Raw genomic sequence first — 17220 nt, 5'->3', positions numbered from 1 at the left:
CCACGGATGAAGGTCACCACCACCGTCGGGCTGTTGGCAGGTTATCTGGTCGTTGCAACGGCGCACGCGGCTCCGGCCGGCTGTGCCGATCTTCCCCTGCCGCAGAGCGTGCTGGAAATCGGCCAGGGCCAGCAGCAGGAGCTGCGCTACCCGGTGGCGATCCAGCGTCTGGCCGTGGGTGATCCGGCCGTCGCCGACGTGCGCCTCAACGGCGAGGAAGCGTTCCTGCTGCTGGGCAACCAGGCCGGCGCCACCAGCCTGATGGTCTGGACCGCCTGCAGCGCCGAACCGCGGCGCAGCATGGTCTACGTGCAGGGCCCGGCCACCAGCGCCCTGGTGGGGGCAGAGCCGACGGAGCCGCTGCTGCCCAGCCAGGTGCAGACCGATATCCGATTCGTCGAAGTCAGCCGGGGCAAGCTCAAGCAGGCCAGTACCTCGCTGGTGCGCCAGGGTTCGAACCTGTTCGTGTTCGGCGCGCCGGGCAGCCTGGGTGGCATCAGCGTGGGCGCCGACGGTGGCGTCGAAGGCGAGTTCGGCACCTCGGGCACCGGCTTCAACATCATCTGGGGCGGGGGCAGCAGCAAGGTGCTGGGCTTTCTCAACGTGCTGGAGAACAACGGCTTCGCCTACACCCTGGCGCGCCCCAGCCTGGTGGCCCTCAGCGGGCAGAGCGCGACCTTCCTGGCCGGGGGTGAATTCCCGGTGCCGGTGCCCAGTTCCGGCAGCGACAACGTCAGCATCGAATACAAGGAGTTCGGCGTGCGCCTGACCCTCACCCCGACCATCGTCGGGCGCGACCGCATCAGCCTGAAGGTCGCCCCGGAAGTGAGCGAGCTGGACTTCAGTGCCGGTATCCAGGTCGCCGGCACCCGGGTGCCGGCGCTGAACGTGCGACGCACCGATACCAGCATTTCCCTGGCCGATGGCGAGAGCTTCGTGATCAGCGGCCTGATCAGCAGCAGCAACGTGGCCGCGGTGGATAAATTCCCCGGCCTGGGTGACATCCCGGTACTGGGCGCGTTCTTCCGCTCCTCGCGGATCGAGCGCGAAGACCGCGAACTGCTGATGATCGTCACCCCGCGGCTGGTCCAGCCGATGGCGGCCAATGCACGCCTGCCGGAATTGCCGGGCGAGTCGCTGCGCCGCTACGACCCGAGCTTCTCGCGCATGTACTTCATGGAGGACGGCTCGTTCGAGCAGCCGCAGGGGTTGTCCCAATGACCGTACCCGTGACCAGTCAGACCTTCCTGGCGCTAACCCGCAATAACGCCGACCTGGAGTGGCTGCAGACCTCGCTGAGCTCCCTGGGCCAGGTACTGAATGCCGGCCGCGGCGGGCTGGACGAACTGATCGCCCTGGCCGACGTGACCGGCGCCGGCCTGCTGTTCGTCGGCCTCGATCGCGACAACCTGATGACCCAGAGCTCGCTGATCGAGGGCGTGCTCGAAGCCAAGCCGATGATGGCCGTGGTCGCCCTGGGCGATGGCCTCGACAACCAGCTGGTGCTCAGTGCGATGCGCGCCGGGGCCCGGGACTTCATTGCCTACGGCGCCCGCACCAGCGAGGTGACCGGCCTGGTGCGCCACCTGAGCAAGCGCATGCCGCACATCGCGCCGTCGCTGCAGGTGAGCAAGCTCACTGCGCTGTTCTGCCGTCAGCAGGACGGTGACGTGGGCCTGATCGCCAGCCATCTGGCACTGATCAGCGAGCACGTGGGCCACCGTACGCTGCTGCTGGACCTCGGCCTGCCCCAGGGCGACGGCCTGGCCTGCCTGGGCCTGGATGCCCCGTTCAACTTCGGCGATGCCCTGCGCAACCTGCGGCGCCTGGACGCCAGCCTGATCGACAGCGCGTTCTGCCGTGCGCCCAACGGCCTGCGGGTGCTGGCGCTGTCGAACAAGGACGCCCCGCTGGAGCAGTCCAGCGCCGCCGAGCTGTACCTGTTGCTCGGCGCTATGCGCCATCACTTCAAGCACATCGTGGTCAACCTGGCGGGCCAGCCGGACAGTGACGCCCTGCGCCTGCTGGTGAGCAACGTCGAACAACTGGTCTGGTACACCGACCAGAGCGTGCCGAGCTGCCAGCGCAACCTGGAGCTGCTCGGGCGCTGGCGCAGCAGCGGGGTCAAGCTGCAGCACGCGGCGCTGCTGGTGGACCGCTACATGCGCAAGGTGGCACCGGACAGCGACTCGCTGGGTCGCTCCTTCGACCTGCCGATCCTGGAGGTGCTGCCCTTCGCCCCCGAGCAGCGCATGACGGCGCGCAACCTGGGCCGCAGCCTGTTCGAAATCGCCCCCCGCGAGCGCCTGAGCCAGCAACTCAAGAGCCTCGGTTCGCGCCTGCTGGACAAGGAACGTGCCGCGCCACGGCGCTGGCAACGACTGTGGTGGTCTGCCGATGAAAAGTGAATCGCTGTTTGGCGGGGCCGCCCGCTACCAGGCCTTTGGTGCCGGCGACGGGCAGGCGCTCAAGCTGCAACTGCACCGGTTCATCATCGATGCCATCGACAACGAAGGCGTCAATGTCTTGGAGGGCAGCCGGGCGGCGGTGGCGCAGTTCGTCACCGACCGGGTGGTGGAGTACGTCAACCGCCACCGCCTGGCGGTGTCGCGCTATGAAGTGGAGCGGCTGTCCGAAGAACTGGTGGACGAACTCACCGGGTTCGGCCCCCTGGAAATCCTCCTGCGCGACTCGTCGGTGACCGAGATCCTGGTCAACGGCCCGGACCACGTGTTCATCGAGCGCGAGGGCGTGCTGCACCAGAGCGACCTGCGTTTCATCGACAACCAGCACGTGCAGCGGGTCATCCAGCGCATCCTGGCGCCCCTTGGCCGGCGCCTGGACGAATCCTCGCCGATGGTCGATGCGCGCATGCCCGACGGCAGCCGGATCAACGCCATCATCCCGCCGATCGCCCTGGACGGGCCGTGCATCTCGGTGCGCAAGTTCCGCAAGGACCTGCTGCAGAGCGCCGACCTGCTGGCCTACCAGACGCTCAACGAGGCGATGCTGCAGTTCATCCAGCTGGCGGTGTCGCGCAGCTGCAACATCCTGGTCAGCGGCGGGACGGGCACCGGCAAGACCACCTTTCTCAACGTGATGAGCCTGCTGATCGACCGCCAGGAGCGCATCGTCACCATCGAAGACACCGCCGAGCTGCAGCTCGGCCACCCCCACGTGGTGCGCCTGGAAACCCGGCCGCCGAATGCCGAGGGCCATGGCCAGGTGGCCGCCAGCGACCTGATCCGCAACGCCCTGCGCATGCGCCCGGACCGCATCATCCTCGGCGAGATTCGCGGCGTCGAAGTGCTCGACGTGCTGCAGGCGATGAACACCGGCCACGACGGCTCGATGAGCACCGTGCACGCCAACAGTGCCCAGGACGCGCTGCTGCGCCTGGAGACCTTGGTCGGCCTCAGTGGCCGGCAGGTGGCGGAGCGCACCCTGCGGCAGATGGTGGCCGCCTCGCTGGACGTGGTGATCCAGCTGACCCGCCTGCCCAGCGGCCGCCGTTGTGTCAGCGAGGTGGTGGAGCTGGTCGGCGTGCGCGACGACGCCTATGTCACCAACACCCTGTTCCGCCTGGACCGGGTGAGCGGCGATTTCGTTCGCGAGGCGATCAACCCGGCCGGCGACAAGCTGCGTCACAGCCAGGATGCCCGGCGATGAGCGCCTCGCTGCTGCTGGGGCTGATCTGCATCGGCATGCTCGGCATGGCCATGGTCATCATGCGTCGCAGCTGGCGCCAGGCCCGGGCCGAGCAGGTGCTGGACCGCCTGGGCAGGCCGCAGCTGGACGAAGTCAGTTCCAAACGCATGGCGGCGGTGGAGCGCACCTTCCTGCGCGCTGGCCTGGGCGCGATGCGCGAACGCATGGGCATGCTGCTCAGCGTCTGGGGCCTGGGGATCTTTTTCGGGCTGGCGCTGGGGGGCTGGGCCGGCCTGCTGCTGATGCTGGTGCTGCCGCCGCTGGCGCTGCGGCTGTTTCTCGCCTGGCGTTACCGCAAGCGGGTCGGGCGCATGGTGCAGCAGTTGCCGCAGATGCTCGACCAGGTGGTGCGCAGCCTGCAGACCGGACGCACCCTGGGCGATGCGGTGGTCAACGCCATCGGCGCCTCGCCCGAACCCCTGTGCAGCGCCCTGGGGCGGGTGCAGCGCAGCGTGCAACTGGGGGTCAGCCTGCCGGACGCCTTGCAGGACACCGCCGACCTCTACGAGCAGGAAGAACTGCGCATCCTGGCCATCGGCGTGCGGGTCAACTACCGCTACGGCGGCAGTGCCAGCGACCTGCTCGGCAACCTGATCAAGGTGATCCACGAGCGCGAGCAGATCGCCCGGCAGCTGCGGGCCATGACCGGTGAGACGCGCCTGACCGCCGTGGTGCTGGCGCTGCTGCCGTTGCTGATGGCGGGCTACATCCTGGGCACCAACCCGGACTACCTGATGAGCATGTGGCAGGACAGCGGCGGACAGAAGATGCTGATCGGCGCCTTCGCCATGCAGGCCGTGGGCTGCCTCGCGCTGTGGCGCATGCTGAGGAGCGTGTAGCCATGGGCTGGCTGCTGATTGCCTTCGCCCTGGTCCTGGGCGCGCTGGCGTTGCTGGTGCTCGAGCTGCTGCGCGGGCAGCGGCGCAAGGTCCAGGTCACCCGCCGGCTGTTCGGCCAGCAGGCGGCCGAGGAACACTGGAGCGAGGTGCACTGGCAGCGTTTCGCCGAGAGCGGCTGGAGCCGGCGCCTGCTGCACCTGGACAGCGAAACGCTGTCGCTGCTCAACCGCATGGGCTGGCGGCGCCCCATCGAGCGGGCGTGGTTCCTCGCCAGCCAGGTGCTGCTGCCGGTGGTGCTGGTGGCGGTGGCGTTCACCGTGCAATCGATGTTCAGCGAGCCGCCCCGGCATCCCTGGGTCATGCCGCTGCTGGCGTTCGGCACCGGTTACCTGTTGCCCAAGCGGGCGCTGGCCTGGGTGGCGACGCAGCGCCAGCGCAACCTCAAGGCCGAGGTGTCCACCTTCATTCCGCTGCTGCGCATCCTGTTCGATGCGGGGCTGACCGTGGAGCAGGCCCTGCGCGTCCTGAGTGCCGAGGGCCGGGAGCTGATGCCGGTGCTGAGCAAGGAACTCGACACCGTGCTGCGCCACGTCGATTCCGGCCTGGAGCTGGGCGAGGAGCTGCGCCAGCTGAGCATCCTGCTGGACGTGGACGAACTCACCGACTGCCTGGCCATTTTGCAGCAACTGATTCGCCAGGGCGGCGGTGCGATGAACTCGCTGCTGGCCCTGAAGAAGCTGCTCGACGACCGGCGGCTGACCCAGCTGCAGGAATACATTTCGAAACTCTCGGGAAAGATGGCCGTGGTGATGATGGTCTTCCTCTTTCCCGCGTTATTGATCGTGCTGGCCGGACCGGGGCTTGGCGCCATCGGCCGGGCCCTGGGGGGAATGGGATGAAAGCACTGGCGGTGGTGGTGGCAGGCTTCGTGCTGGCCGGTTGTGCCGGGCAGTCCGGGGCGCCGGACTGGTTCACGCGCAACCAGTCGGCGGTGAGCTGTCAGGCCGAGGCGAGCCAGGAGCAGGACCTGGCCCTGAGCCTGGCCCAGGAAATGGCCAGCGACGGGCGCCTGCACGCGGCCCTGGCGCACTTGCAGAAACTGTCTTCCGACTCGCCCCAGGTGCGCCTGCGCAAGGCCCGGGTGCTGCGCAGCCTGGGTCGCGAGGAAGCCCGCGCCGAATACCAGAGTCTGATCGGCACCTGCCTGGCGGCAGCCGGCGAGCATGGCCTGGGGCAACTGGCCCTGGCCCGTGGCGCCGAGGCCGAGGCCCTGGAGCGCCTGGAGCGGGCGGCACGCATGGAGCCCACCGACGCCCGGATGCGCAACGACCTGGGCGTGGTCTACCTGCGCCAGGGCCGTGCCGACGACGCGCGCTTCGAATTTCTCACAGCCCTGGAGCTGGACCAGGACAGCAGCCTGTCGGCCCTCAACCTGCTGACCCTGCTGTTCTACAACGACCAGTGGGACCAGGCCGCCGACCTGGTGTCGCGCCAGGGCTTCAGCGCCGACCAGGTGCGCCGCGCCGAGGCTCGCGCCCGGGACCTGCGCGGCATGGCGGCGGCCCGGCCGGCCGCCCCGGCACCCACCGACGAACAGGGGAGTTGAGCCATGAAATACCTGTGCTGTGTGCTGGCCCTGCTGCTGCCCCTGGTCGCCCACGCCACCGAGGAGGTGCCGGTGGACGAGCGGGGCGCCACCACCGAGCGCTGGTTGCAGGTGCAGCGCGAAGGACAACAGGCCAGCCCCGAATCCCAGGAGGCCACGCCCGCCGAGCGGGAGTTGGCCTACAAGCGCTGGCTGGAAAGCTTCAACCACCCGATCCCGGATTTCTTCGGCAGCCAGGGCGGTGAGATAGGCGGCCGCTGAGGAAGGCGGCAAGGAGTTGGCGAATGGACGGCTATTACCTGCCCCGCAGGCAGCGCGGCGCCATCGGGGTGATGAGCGTCATGGTGCTCGGCCTGCTGGTGATGTTCCTGGTGCTGGTGGCCGATGCCGGGCGCCTGCACATGGAGCAGCGCCGCCTGCAGCGCGTGGCGGACCTGTCGGCGCTGGAAGCGTCCAGCTACGGCGCCATGTGCGGCAACGGCAGTCACGCCCAGGCGCTGCAGCATGCCCGTGCCGGTGCACAGCGCAACGGCTTCACCGGGCCGCTGGATTCCGGTGGCAGCCAGGTCCAGCTGGGGGTGGTGCAGCGCTCGGCTGATGGCACGCGGCGGGTGTTCAACGCCGACCCGGCCCAGCCCCAGGCGGTGCGGGTGCAGGTGGCGCGAACCGTACCGGCCAGCCTGGTGCTGGGTGGCCTGTTCGGTGAGCAGGTCACCCTGCGTGCCCAGGCGGTGGCCCAGCGCTCGCCGCTGGCGAGTTTTTCCCTGGGCAGCGGCTTGCTGGCGCTGGACAGCAACCAGTCGGTGGTGCTCAACGCCCTGCTCGGGCGCATGCTCGGCACCACCCTGAACCTGGATGCGGCCAGCTACAAGGCCCTGGCCGGGGCCATGGTCAACCTGCTGGAAGTGAGCGACCGCCTGCGCCTGGCCGGGGTCAACCTGGCGGCCGGTACGGTGGATGAACTGCTGCAGACCAGCGTCACCGCCGGCCAGGTGATCGCCGCCACCGTGGGCGCCCTGGATGGGCGCGGCACCCTGAGTGCCGCCGTGCGCAGTCGCCTGAACCCGCTGCTGAGCACGGGTGTTGGTCCGGCCACGGTGAAGCTTGGCGACATTCTCAAGGTGCAGAGCCCGGCCGCGATGAACCGCGAGGCGCTGCGCACCGACCTGAGCGTGATGGACCTGATCACGTCCCTGGCGTTTCTCTCCAACCGCCAGCAGGCGGTGAACGTTTCGCTCGATGGCACCGGCCTGCTCAGCCTGCTGGGCCTGGGCAGCCTGAGTGTGCGGCTGTACGTCGTCGAGGCGCCGCAGATCGCCATCGGCCTGCCCGGGCGAGACCCTCAGGGCAACTGGCGCACTCAGGTGCGCACGGCCCAGCTGCGGGTGCAGATCCTGACCAAGCTGAATGCCCTGGGGCTGGTGGAAATCGACCTTGGCCTGGCGCTGGACGTGGCCCAGGGCTGGGCGGCGCTGGAAAGTATCGACTGCGGCTCGCTGCTGTCGGCCGAGCGCGATGTGCACATTGTCACGCAGCCGGGCATCGCCTCGTTGTCGCTGGGGACCTTCAGCAACATGGGCGCCAGCAACCCGACCATCAACCCCATCACGGTGAAGGTGCTGGCAGGCGTGGTGACCGTGGCGGTGTCGGCGCAGAGCCAGGTGGTCAGTGCCCAGCAGCAGAGGGCGTCGTTCCTCGACATTTCCGATGCCGATCTGCCCACCGTGGCGGTGCGCCAGAACACCGGCGTTGGCGCGGGGCTGGGCAATGCGCTGACCAGCCTGGGGCAGAGCATCAAACTGGATATCCGCCTGTTGGGCGGCGGGTTGTGTGGGCTGCTGCCGATCTGCACCACCCTCAGCGCCCTGGTGGGCATCATCGGCGGGCTGGTGGGCTCACTGGGCACCCTGATCCTGGACCCGCTGCTGCAACTGCTCGGCCTGCAGCTGGGGTTCGTGGATATCCGCCTGCTCGACGTGCAGGCGGACACGCCACGGTTGCTGCTATGACCGGTTCAATGGGCGGTGAGGCGCATGGTGGTGGGGCCGGCCGTTGGCGACAGGGCCAGGGCCAGTTGGGTGCGGTTGTGCATGTGGGTCAGGCGCAGCACCTGGGACACGTAGAGCTTCACGGTGTTTTCGGTGATGCCCAGCTCGCAGGAGATCTGGTAGTTGGTCATGCCCTTGCCGATCAGGCGCGCCACTTCCAGTTGCCGGGGCGACAGTTGATCGAACGGCGGCGCCACGGTCTCTTCCTGGGGCATCGCCTTGTTGCCCGGGGCCTTGTCGAAATTGCCGCGCATCCGGTGCACATCGTGGTGCAGCTCGTTGAGCGAGTCGGCGAGGAACTGCAGCTTCTGGTTGAGCTGCCCCAACTGCTGGTAATCCATCAGCCGCTTGGACAGGTTCTGTTCGAGCCGCTTGAGGGCAATGAGCACTTCGTCGGTGTCGATCGGCTTCTGGTAGAAGTCCGCCACCCCGGCGCGCATGGCAGCTATCACGTCGCGGCTCTCGGCCTGGCCGGTGAAGATGATCGCCTCGAAGGGGCGACCGTCGCCGGCGATACGCTCCAGTTCGTGGACCAGGCTGATGCCGTCCATCTCGGGCATGTGCAGGTCGCACAGCACGATGCCGATCTGCGGATCGTTGTCGAACAGCTCGCGGGCATGAGCGGTGGACTGGCTGGCGACGCAGGGGTAGCCATTCGCGGAAAGGAATTCACTCAGTTCTTCGACGATGAACGGGTCGTCGTCGACGATAAGCAGCTTGACCTGATGCTGATAGGTATCCATGTCCTGCCTTCCGAAGAAAAACGTTATCGGGGCTCAGACTGCCAACCGGGTATCCATACTGCTCTTCCTGAACCGGTCCACAGCAGCGTTCTCAATTCAACATAGCACTGGCGTCTCACGAAAGGTATAGCACTTTCGTGTGGTCTAGGACGCGCCAATCATAAGTAGGGGCAGCGTCAACGCGATGAGCAGGAAGGGCGCGAAGGGGTAGGTTTTGCGGGGGTTCGGGGCCAGTCGCGGCATGGCGTTTTGCACCGGTTGCGCCAGTGTCGGCCAGACGAACGGTACCAGCGCGGCCCACAGCGCCAGGCCGACGCCGGCACCGATCAGGCCGAGCAGCAGGTGCGTGGGGGTGCTGGCCAGGGCGATGAACAGCAGCAGCTTGACGTCGCCGGCCCCGAAGCGCCCCAGGGCGTAGCCTGGCAGGCCGAACAGCAGCGCCAGGCCCGTGGCCAGCGCCGCATCGGTGGGGGCGGCGCCGAGCAGGGTGTGGCCGGCCAGCAGCAGGTACAGGGCGACCACGGCCAGGCCGCCCAGGGTCAGGCGATTGGAAATACGCGCATTGCGGGCGTCCTGCACGGCACAGAGGCCGAGCCAGGCAAGAAGGGCAAGGCTGTACATGCGAGTCCGTTCGGAGGGTTCTATGCTGGAGTATGGCTGTACTTTTACCACGCACACACCCTGCGGCGAACGCGCGAATCACACAGGGACCCGGTCATGAACAAGGGAGCCTACGGCTATGCCGGTAGAAAGCAGAAGGGGGCGGCGGCCATCGAATTCGCCATGGTCTTCGTGCTGTTCTTCATCGTTTTCTACGGCGCGGTCAGCTACAGCTTGCCCCTGATGATGGTGCAGACCTTCAACCATGCCTCGTCCGAGGCCGTGCGGCGCGCCATCGCCCTGCAGCCGGGGGCCGCCAACTACAGCCTGGAAGCGCAGGCCGTGGTGGCCCAGCAGATCAGCTGGATGCCCGCCGCCGTGCGCAGCCGGGTGGTGATCAGCGCGCCGGCGCCGGCGGCCAATGGCATCTTCACCGTGCGCATCAGCTACCCCTACCGGCAGTTTCCCCTGGTGCCGTTCCTGGTGTTCCCGGGCATTGGCGAGATCCCGCGCCTGCCGAACGTGCTGGAAGCCACCGCCAGCATCCGGTTGGGTGACTGACCCATGACCTGGTTCCGTTCTGCTGAAAAGCCCGTCGAGGAAACCGTCACCCCGGAAATGCCGCAACCGTTGCCCGAGGCACCGCCTGGCGGCCTGGCCATCCTGCTGGACGACAGTGGGCGGGTGCTGCACCTGGCAGGACCCCTGGCGCCACGCCTGGCGCGGCATGCCGAAGCCAGCCCGTTGCGGGATTATCTGGCGCCATCCAGCGCGGCCCAGGTACCGCGCGACCTGAACGACTGGCTGGGGCACAGCCTCGACCTGGATTTCTACGGCGACCAGCGCAACCTGCTGGCGACCCGGGGCTGGCTGCAGGCCCGGGGCGACGGCTGGCTGCTGCTGTTGCAGGCCGTCGACGACCTGCTGGCCCAGGCGCGCATCCAGGAAGTGCGGCGTCATGCCCTGAGCCAGTCGGCGCGCCTGGCCGAGCGCCTGCGCTACGCCAGTGCCAGCGACCTGCAGCACGCGACCGGCGAGGCCCTCGCCGAGCTGGCCCAGGGCTGGAAAATCCCCGCCCTGGCCCTGGCATTGCCCGAGGCCAGCGGCACCTGGCGCATCTACGCCGACCACAGCGCCTACCACGTGGAATCGCCCTGGCCGGTCGGCACCGTGCTGCGCAGTGACCCGGCCTGGCTGGACACCGCCTCGTTCCGCCTGCCGTACCAAGGTCGTGACGGCCAGTCGGCCTGGCTGCTGTGCCTGGATTACGAGCCGGCGCGGCAGGTGCCCGAGCTGGGACCGGCGGAGTGGCAGCAGTTGTTCGGGCAACTGGCGAGCACCCTGCTGGCGCGCCTGCGTGAGCAAAGCGAGGAAGACCAACACGAGCGCCTGGAGGCCCTGCAGGGGCTGCTGGGCGCCGGCTGGTGGGAGTACCAGGAGCCCACCCGCGAGCTGCACCTGGCGCCGGCCTTGTCGAAAAGCCTGGGGCTGCCAGATGTCGTGCCGCTGGACGACTGGTTGCAGGGTATCCACCCCGCCGACCGTGACGAATTCCGCGTCCGCCTGAACGCCCTGGCCACGGCGGGGCAGGGGTTCATCCAGTGCGTGCGCATCAAAGTGGCCGAGGCCTACATCTGGCACCGGGTCCAGGGCCAGGTGCAGGGCCGTGGCAGCCGGCGTCGGCTGTGCGGCCTGCTGCTCGATATCAGCGACATCAAGGCCCAGGAAAACGCCGCGTCGGCGGCCCATGCGCGGCTGCGCAACCTGTTGGATAGCGCCCCGGCTGTGGTCTATGTGCAGCGTTATGTCGAGGGCGCGCTGCACCTCGAATTCTGCAGCGAAAGCCTGCGCCCGCTGCTGGGCTGGAGCCTGGCCGAGCTGCAGGCCGGGCTGCTCGCCGAACAGGTGCACCCGGAAGATCACGCGACGTTTTTTGAGCGCTCGCGACGCCTGCTGCGCGACGGCTCGGTGAGCTGCCGCTACCGCCTGCGCAACCGCCAGGGGCACTACCACTGGCTGCTCGACGAAGCCAAGTTGCTGCGCGACGAGCTGGGCCAGCCGGTGGAGGTGGTCGGCGTCTGGCTGGACGTCAGCGAGGCGATGCTCGCCGCCGAGCGCATCCGCGAAAGCGAGGAACGCTACCGGGTGCTGGTGGAGGATTCGCCGGCGATGATCTGCCGCTACCGCCCGGACCTGAGCCTGGTCTTCGCCAACCGGCCGTTGGCCGATTACCTGGAACGCACGCCGGAGCAGCTGCAGGGCGACAACCTCGGCAACTGGCTGTCGGACGAGCAGCGCGACGGCTTTCGCCAGCGCCTCATCGGCCTGACCCCGGAGCAGCCGGTGAGCACCGCGGAAATCTGTCTGCAGCTGCCGGGGCGCGACCACGCCTGGTGGGTCTGGGCCGACCGCGGCATCTTCGACGAGCACGGCCGCCTCCTGGAAATCCAGGCGGTGGGGCGCGACAACACCGAAGTGCGCAAGGCCCAGCAGCAACTGTTCCAGGGCGCCAAGATGGCCACCCTCGGCGAGATGGCCACCGGCATGGCCCACGAGATGAACCAACCGCTCAATGTGATGCGCATGGCCGTGGCCAACGTGCTCAAGCGCCTGGCCGGTGGCGACGCCCCGGTGGACTACCTGCAGGACAAGCTGCTGCGTATCGAGTCCCAGGTGCAGCGCGCAGCCAAGATCGTCGAGCATATGCGCGTGTTCGGTCGCCGGTCGGAAGTGGAGCGGCAGCTGTTCGACCCGCTGCATGCCATCGAGGGCGCCCTCTCTCTATTACGCGAAGGCCTGCAAGGCAAGGGTGTCGAGGTGCGGCTGAGCACCGAGACGCCCCAGGCGCTGGTGCATGGTCACGCCGACCAGCTGGAGCAGGTGCTGATCAACCTGATGGTCAATGCCCGCGACGCCTTGCTGTCGTTCAAGGAAAAGCAGCCCGAGCTCAAGCCGTGGATCGCCGTGCACTGCGAGACCTCGGACGGCTGGGTGCACCTGCGCGTGGAAGACAACGCCGGTGGCATCGACCCGCGCCTGCTGGAGCGCATCTTCGAGCCGTTCTTCACCACCAAGCCGGTGGGCAAGGGCACCGGCCTGGGGTTGTCAGTGAGCTTCGGCATCGTGCAGCAGATGGGCGGGCGCCTGCATGCCCGCAACACCGAGCAGGGCGCCTGTTTTCACATCGACCTGCCGGTGCAGAAGCCCGGCTCGAGCGCGCCGGAGATCGCCGAGCCTTAGGCCGCCGTCTCGGCCTTCAGCGCCTTGCCGAACTGCACCAGGGCGACCCGGGCACCCTGCGGGTCGCGGCGTTCGACGATGCCGTCGAGCAGGTAGCCGAGCTTGGGGTAGAGCAGCAGGCCGGCGCTGTTGGCGTTGAAGCACGAGACCTTCATGCGGGTGGCCTTGTAATGCTCGCGGGCCAGCCGCTCCATCACTGCCACCAGGTAATGCGCCACGCCCTGGCCGCGCGCCCAGGGCGCCACCATCAGGTTGCCCAGGGCGCAGAAGTCGCCGTGTTGCCACTGGTAGAAATTGGCGAAACCGGCGACCCGTCCTTCCGACACCACCACCGTGCTGTCACGCCGCTCTGCCATGGACGCGGCCAGTTGGCCGACGCTCAGGGGCCAGTTGGCTTTCGGGTAGGCGAAAAACAACTCGTTGGCGTCCTGGGGGAAGGTCACGATGGTCGGCAGATCGGTGGCGGTGGCGGGGCGGTGGGACAGGGTGCTGGGGTGAGTCATCGACGGTCCTGGAAGCGATCGCGTGATCGCTGAAGAAAGGCTGAAAAGGCGGTGCTGAGGGCTGCGTACCTTTCGAAGCCTACTGAAATTCCCCGGGGCACGGAGCACCGCGAGTCGGACTTCCTGCACCGTTGGGTGCCGCGCCGGCGCCGCTTTGTTAAGTCTGTCATGAAGCGGCGTGACCGCCTGGTCACGCCGCTGGATGGAAGGCTCAGCGCGGCGGGTACTGGCTCAGCACCTTGGCCACCGTTTCGCGGATCGCCGCACTGCGTTCGTTCGGGCCGTTCTGGTTGTTGCGGATGATCTGCTGGGCGCTGCCACGCCAGACCAGCTTGCCGTCCTTGCCGTCGTACAGGTCGATCTGCAGGGTGCCGACCTGGTAGTCCACGGTGCGGGTTTCCACGTAGTTCGGCCCGCCCCAGTAATTGCCCCAGCCTCCGCCCCAGCCGCCGGCGTACCCGGTGCTGACCTGCTCCTGGCGGTCATCGACGATCAGCCAGACCTGTACCTTGAGGTCACCTGCTGCGCCCTGGGCCGACGGGCGCAGGCCACGCTGGTCGAGCTGCTCGCCCACCGCACTGCGGATACGCTGCTCGGTCAGGTCGCTCTTCAGGCGCGGATCATCAGGACGGAACTGCAGCGCCGGCTCCTGCCAGGTCCAGCTGCGGTAGGCGCCGAAATCGCGGTTGGGGTCGAAGTCGCGCTCCAGTTGCGTGGTCTGGCACGCGCTCAGCAGAAGCAACGCGGGAAGCCACAACAGGTGCAGGCGCATGATCGGTCTCCTAGGGATGGATGGCCTGCGCGTCAGGCCGGTGGGTAGTTTTCCAGGGCTTTCTGCACCGCGCCGCGCAGGGCATCGACGCGTTCGGCCTGGCTGCCGTCGCTGAGGGTTTCCGCGCTGCCGCTCCACACCGGCTGGCCGTCCTTGCCGTCGTACAGGTCGATGCGCACCACCACCACTTCTTCCTCGTAGGTGCGCACCAGCGGGGCACTGCCCCACATGCCGAAGTCGTCGTGGTAGCGGTTGTGGCCGTAGTAGGTGCCGTAGCGGTCGGCGACCTGGCGCAGGCGTTTTTCCAGGTACAGGCTGGCGGTGACCTTGAGGTCGGCGCTCGCCCCGGGCTGGGCCGGGCGCAGGCCGCGCTGGTCGAGGCCGTTGATCAGCGCTTCCTGCACCTGGGCCGAGGTGGCCCAGGCACTGCCGCCGGGGATACGGCCGTCCAGCCAGGTCCAGTTGCGGTACTGGCCGAAATCGCGGCTCGGCGCCGGGTAGGCGCTCAGGTCGATGTGGTCGGCGGCATGGGCCGGCGCCGGCGGCATCGGCTTGGACTGCGCCGTGTAGGGATTCTGGCTCTGGCAGGCCGCCAGCAGGGGCAGCAGCAGGGCAAACATCAAGGCTCTCATGATGATCTCAGGCCTCCGTTCAATCTCTCGGTCCTGCTCTTGATCCTATGCCTGTCGAGCCGCGCTGCGAAGAGGGCGCGTGTTGCGATCTGTGCCGCTGTGCTCAGCGTGGCCGGCATATCCAGTGCAGGTAGCGCCCCAGGCCCTCGAAGGCCGGGTGGCGGCGGTGGGCCAGCTCCATTTCCAGCAGGTCGATCAGCTCGGCCTTGGCCTGGAATTCCTGGGGCATGTAGTCATGGAAAACCCTGACCCCACTGCGGTGTTCGACCTGCCAGCCGTCCGCAAGTTGCGCTGCCAGCTCGCGCGGGTCCAGGGGGCGCTGCGGCGTCAGGCTCTGCTTCTCGCCGGCGAACTCGGCCTTGCGCAGCTTGCGGAAGTGGCCCTTAAGCAGGTTGCGGTAGATCAGCGCGTCCTTGTTGTAGAACGCCAGCGACAGCCAGCCATCACGGGCGGTGAGCTGGTGCAGCACCGGCAGGATGCTGTGGGGTTCGGCCAGCCATTCCAGCACCGCGTGGCAGATCACCAAGTCGAACGGCTGCTCAAGCTGGCCGAGCAGGTCCTGCCAGGGCGCCTGGATGAAGGTCGCGTTCTGGCCGGCCGCGGCGAAGCGTTCCCGGGCGCCGTTGAGCATGGGCTCGGCGGGTTCGCTGACGGTCACCTGGTGGCCGCGCTCGGCCAGCCACAACGACATGTGGCCGAGGCCGGCACCGATATCCAGCACCCGCAGCGGGCGGTCCGGCAGGGCTTCGGCCAGGTCGGCCTGCAGCACCGCCAGGCGGATCGCGCCCTTGGCGCCGCCGTAGATCTTCTCGGCAAAGCGCGTGGCCAGCTCGTCGAAGTGCCGGTCCGTCATGCGAAACGCCTCTCGCTGTCGGCCAGCTTGGCGCGCACGGCCTGCTCCATGTCGATGCCCAGCTCGCTGCACATCAGCAGCAGGTACAGCACGATGTCACCGACCTCCTGGCCGGCGTGGGCCAGTTGCTCCGGGGCCAGCTCGCGGGACTGGGCTTCGGTCAGCCACTGGAAGATTTCCACCAGCTCGGCCATTTCCACGCTGGCGGCCATGGCCAGGTTCTTCGGGCTGTGGAATTGCCGCCAGTCGTTGCGATCACGGATGGCGTGCAGGCGGGTGGTCAGTTCGGTGAGGTCCATGGCAGGTCCCAGGCAGGCGGATGGCGCATTATCCGTAGGAGCGGGCTCGCCCGCGAGCTTTTCGCTCAGGCTGGCGGTGAGACCACGATCCCTCTACAGATCGCACCCACGCTCTGCGTGGGCGCGCAGCTCCGGACGCTCTGCGTCCGCCAGGGCCGGGGGGGCACTGCAGCGGTGTGGACAGGCCCCATTCCCGTGGGTGACGCGAAGCGTCACGGGATGCATGCCCACGCGGAGCGTGGGAACGATCAGGGTGATGGGGATGCACAGCCCCGTGGGAGGCACTTCAGCGGCGAGCTTTCGAGGGCGTCGCGGCGTAAGCCCCTCCCACGATCAGGCCAGTTGCGATAGGCCGGTCTACAGGAACAGCCTCGTCAGATCACCTGCCAGCGTCCGGCCATGTGCGGCACGTCGTCCTTGCCGGTCAGGCTCAGTTGCCCGACGGCAGCGGGTTCGCTGGCCGTCAGGTTGACGTGGGTCGGCAGCAGCACCGGCTTCTGGAAGCGCACCTCGATGCTGTAACCGGCGGCGGGCAGATGGTCGCTCAGGGCGGCCAGGGCCCGGCCCTTGTTCCACAGCCCGTGGGCAATGGCCCGGGGAAAGCCGAACAGCCGTGCGGTGAGGGCCGTGAGGTGGATCGGGTTGTAGTCGCCGGCGATGCGCGCGTAGGCCCGGCCGATGTTCGCCGGCGCCTGCCAGCTGTCCACATCGAGCAGCGGCAGGGCCGGCTCTTCGCTGCGTTCGATGATCGGGCCGTCGATTTTCAGGCCGCGACAGAGGATGCGGCTGTCGCCCTCCCAGAGCAGGCCGAGCTGGTCCTCCAGGCGGGTGATCACGCTGAACACCGCGCCCTTGTCGTGCGGCCGCAGGTTCTCCGTGTGCACGCTGAGGGTGAACGGGCCCAGGCCGCCCAACTGGCGCACCACGCGGATGCGGTTCTCCAGGTGCACCAGGCCCAGCAAGGGGAACGGGAACTGCTTGTCGGTCAGCAGTTTCATCTGCAGGGGAAAGGCCAGGACGTGGGGGTAGGTGGCGGGCAGGCGCCCGTCATCGCGAAAGCCGCACACCTTGCGGTAGCGGGCCAGGTGCCTGGGATCGACGGTGACCGGGCAGCGCAGACCTTCGCCGGGCAGGGTCTTGCCGGTCACGCGGCGGCGCAGGGCGGCACGCAGGAACAGGCCGGGCAGAGCGGGTGGAGCGGGTAGATCGAGCCAATCGGTGGCCATGGGCGAACTCCTCGAAGCGGATGCCAGCAGCTTAGACGCCTTGAACGGGACTGCATTGGCCCAACCGCAGGGCGGCCCGGCAAGGCAGTCAATCAGCCCGACGGCGCCTTGAGTGGCGACGCCAAAGCTGCCTAAGATAATCGAGCCTCGC

At 68.1% G+C, this 17220-nt stretch carries 18 protein-coding genes; 10 read left to right on the top strand and 8 right to left on the bottom strand.

Annotated elements, in window-relative coordinates:
* The first annotated feature begins 6 nt into the window (after window positions 1-6).
* The 8 genes from N5C28_RS18815 to N5C28_RS18780 are packed head-to-tail and all read left to right on the top strand — an operon-like array spanning window position 7 to window position 8162.
* Window positions 7-1221, top strand: coding sequence for a type II and III secretion system protein family protein (locus tag N5C28_RS18815; RefSeq protein ID WP_279824678.1), 1215 nt, complete (start codon window positions 7-9; stop codon window positions 1219-1221).
* Complete coding sequence (locus N5C28_RS18810; RefSeq protein WP_279824677.1) at window positions 1218-2408, top strand: pilus assembly protein; 1191 nt, start codon at window positions 1218-1220, stop codon at window positions 2406-2408. The genes N5C28_RS18815 and N5C28_RS18810 overlap by 4 nt, the downstream gene beginning before the upstream one ends.
* Window positions 2398-3669: a CpaF family protein gene (locus N5C28_RS18805; protein WP_279824676.1), complete on the top strand. Its 1272-nt coding sequence runs from the start codon at window positions 2398-2400 to the stop codon at window positions 3667-3669. Before N5C28_RS18810 ends, N5C28_RS18805 begins: the two co-directional genes overlap by 11 nt.
* A complete protein-coding gene (locus N5C28_RS18800; protein WP_279824675.1) occupies window positions 3666-4547 on the top strand; it encodes a type II secretion system F family protein in 882 nt (293 codons plus the stop codon). Before N5C28_RS18805 ends, N5C28_RS18800 begins: the two co-directional genes overlap by 4 nt.
* Before the next feature lie 2 nt (window positions 4548-4549).
* Window positions 4550-5446 carry a type II secretion system F family protein gene (locus N5C28_RS18795; protein ID WP_279824674.1) on the top strand — a complete coding sequence of 299 codons (897 nt, stop codon included), beginning with the start codon at window positions 4550-4552 and terminating at the stop codon, window positions 5444-5446.
* Complete coding sequence (locus N5C28_RS18790) at window positions 5443-6153, top strand: tetratricopeptide repeat protein (RefSeq protein ID WP_279824673.1); 711 nt, start codon at window positions 5443-5445, stop codon at window positions 6151-6153. The genes N5C28_RS18795 and N5C28_RS18790 overlap by 4 nt, the downstream gene beginning before the upstream one ends.
* Window positions 6154-6156: 3 nt before the next feature.
* Complete coding sequence (locus tag N5C28_RS18785) at window positions 6157-6414, top strand: DUF3613 domain-containing protein (protein WP_279824671.1); 258 nt, start codon at window positions 6157-6159, stop codon at window positions 6412-6414.
* Between the two features lie 23 nt (window positions 6415-6437).
* On the top strand, window positions 6438-8162 hold the full coding sequence (locus N5C28_RS18780; RefSeq protein ID WP_279824669.1) for a TadG family pilus assembly protein: 1725 nt from the start codon (window positions 6438-6440) through the stop codon (window positions 8160-8162).
* A gap of 5 nt (window positions 8163-8167) precedes the next feature.
* On the opposite strand, the gene N5C28_RS18775 is transcribed toward N5C28_RS18780, so the two are convergent.
* Both N5C28_RS18775 and N5C28_RS18770 read right to left on the bottom strand, forming a co-directional pair.
* Entirely contained in the window at window positions 8168-8944 is a 777-nt protein-coding gene (locus N5C28_RS18775) for a response regulator transcription factor (protein WP_279824667.1), read from the bottom strand.
* 144 nt (window positions 8945-9088) lie between these two features.
* Window positions 9089-9565: a prepilin peptidase gene (locus tag N5C28_RS18770; protein WP_279824665.1), complete on the bottom strand. Its 477-nt coding sequence runs from the start codon at window positions 9563-9565 to the stop codon at window positions 9089-9091.
* A 96-nt stretch (window positions 9566-9661) separates the two neighbouring features.
* Between N5C28_RS18770 and N5C28_RS18765 the strand changes: the two genes are divergently transcribed.
* Together N5C28_RS18765 and N5C28_RS18760 are read left to right on the top strand one after the other, a co-directional pair.
* Complete coding sequence (locus tag N5C28_RS18765) at window positions 9662-10105, top strand: pilus assembly protein (RefSeq protein ID WP_279824664.1); 444 nt, start codon at window positions 9662-9664, stop codon at window positions 10103-10105.
* A gap of 3 nt (window positions 10106-10108) precedes the next feature.
* Window positions 10109-12784, top strand: a complete 2676-nt coding sequence (locus N5C28_RS18760) for a PAS domain-containing protein (RefSeq protein ID WP_279824663.1) — start codon at window positions 10109-10111, stop codon at window positions 12782-12784.
* On the opposite strand, the gene N5C28_RS18755 is transcribed toward N5C28_RS18760, so the two are convergent.
* The 6 genes from N5C28_RS18755 to N5C28_RS18730 all read right to left on the bottom strand — a co-directional run bounded on the left by N5C28_RS18755 (window position 12781) and on the right by N5C28_RS18730 (window position 17069).
* Entirely contained in the window at window positions 12781-13287 is a 507-nt protein-coding gene (locus tag N5C28_RS18755; protein ID WP_279824662.1) for a GNAT family N-acetyltransferase, read from the bottom strand. The two genes, N5C28_RS18760 and N5C28_RS18755, sit on opposite strands and share 4 nt — an antisense overlap.
* Before the next feature lie 211 nt (window positions 13288-13498).
* Window positions 13499-14059, bottom strand: a complete 561-nt coding sequence (locus N5C28_RS18750) for a DUF4136 domain-containing protein (RefSeq protein ID WP_279824661.1) — start codon at window positions 14057-14059, stop codon at window positions 13499-13501.
* 32 nt (window positions 14060-14091) lie between these two features.
* On the bottom strand, window positions 14092-14691 hold the full coding sequence (locus tag N5C28_RS18745; protein WP_279824660.1) for a DUF4136 domain-containing protein: 600 nt from the start codon (window positions 14689-14691) through the stop codon (window positions 14092-14094).
* A 103-nt stretch (window positions 14692-14794) separates the two neighbouring features.
* On the bottom strand, window positions 14795-15544 hold the full coding sequence (locus N5C28_RS18740) for a methyltransferase (RefSeq protein WP_279824659.1): 750 nt from the start codon (window positions 15542-15544) through the stop codon (window positions 14795-14797).
* A complete protein-coding gene (locus tag N5C28_RS18735; protein ID WP_279824658.1) occupies window positions 15541-15843 on the bottom strand; it encodes a nucleotide pyrophosphohydrolase in 303 nt (100 codons plus the stop codon). The genes N5C28_RS18740 and N5C28_RS18735 overlap by 4 nt, the downstream gene beginning before the upstream one ends.
* Before the next feature lie 374 nt (window positions 15844-16217).
* On the bottom strand, window positions 16218-17069 hold the full coding sequence (locus N5C28_RS18730; protein ID WP_279824657.1) for a MaoC/PaaZ C-terminal domain-containing protein: 852 nt from the start codon (window positions 17067-17069) through the stop codon (window positions 16218-16220).
* Between the last annotated feature and the right edge of the window lie 151 nt (window positions 17070-17220).

The sequence above is a fragment of the Pseudomonas sp. GD03944 genome, assembly GCF_029839275.1.
Lineage (GTDB): Bacteria > Pseudomonadota > Gammaproteobacteria > Pseudomonadales > Pseudomonadaceae > Aquipseudomonas.
This window is presented reverse-complemented; position numbering and strand designations above follow the sequence as displayed.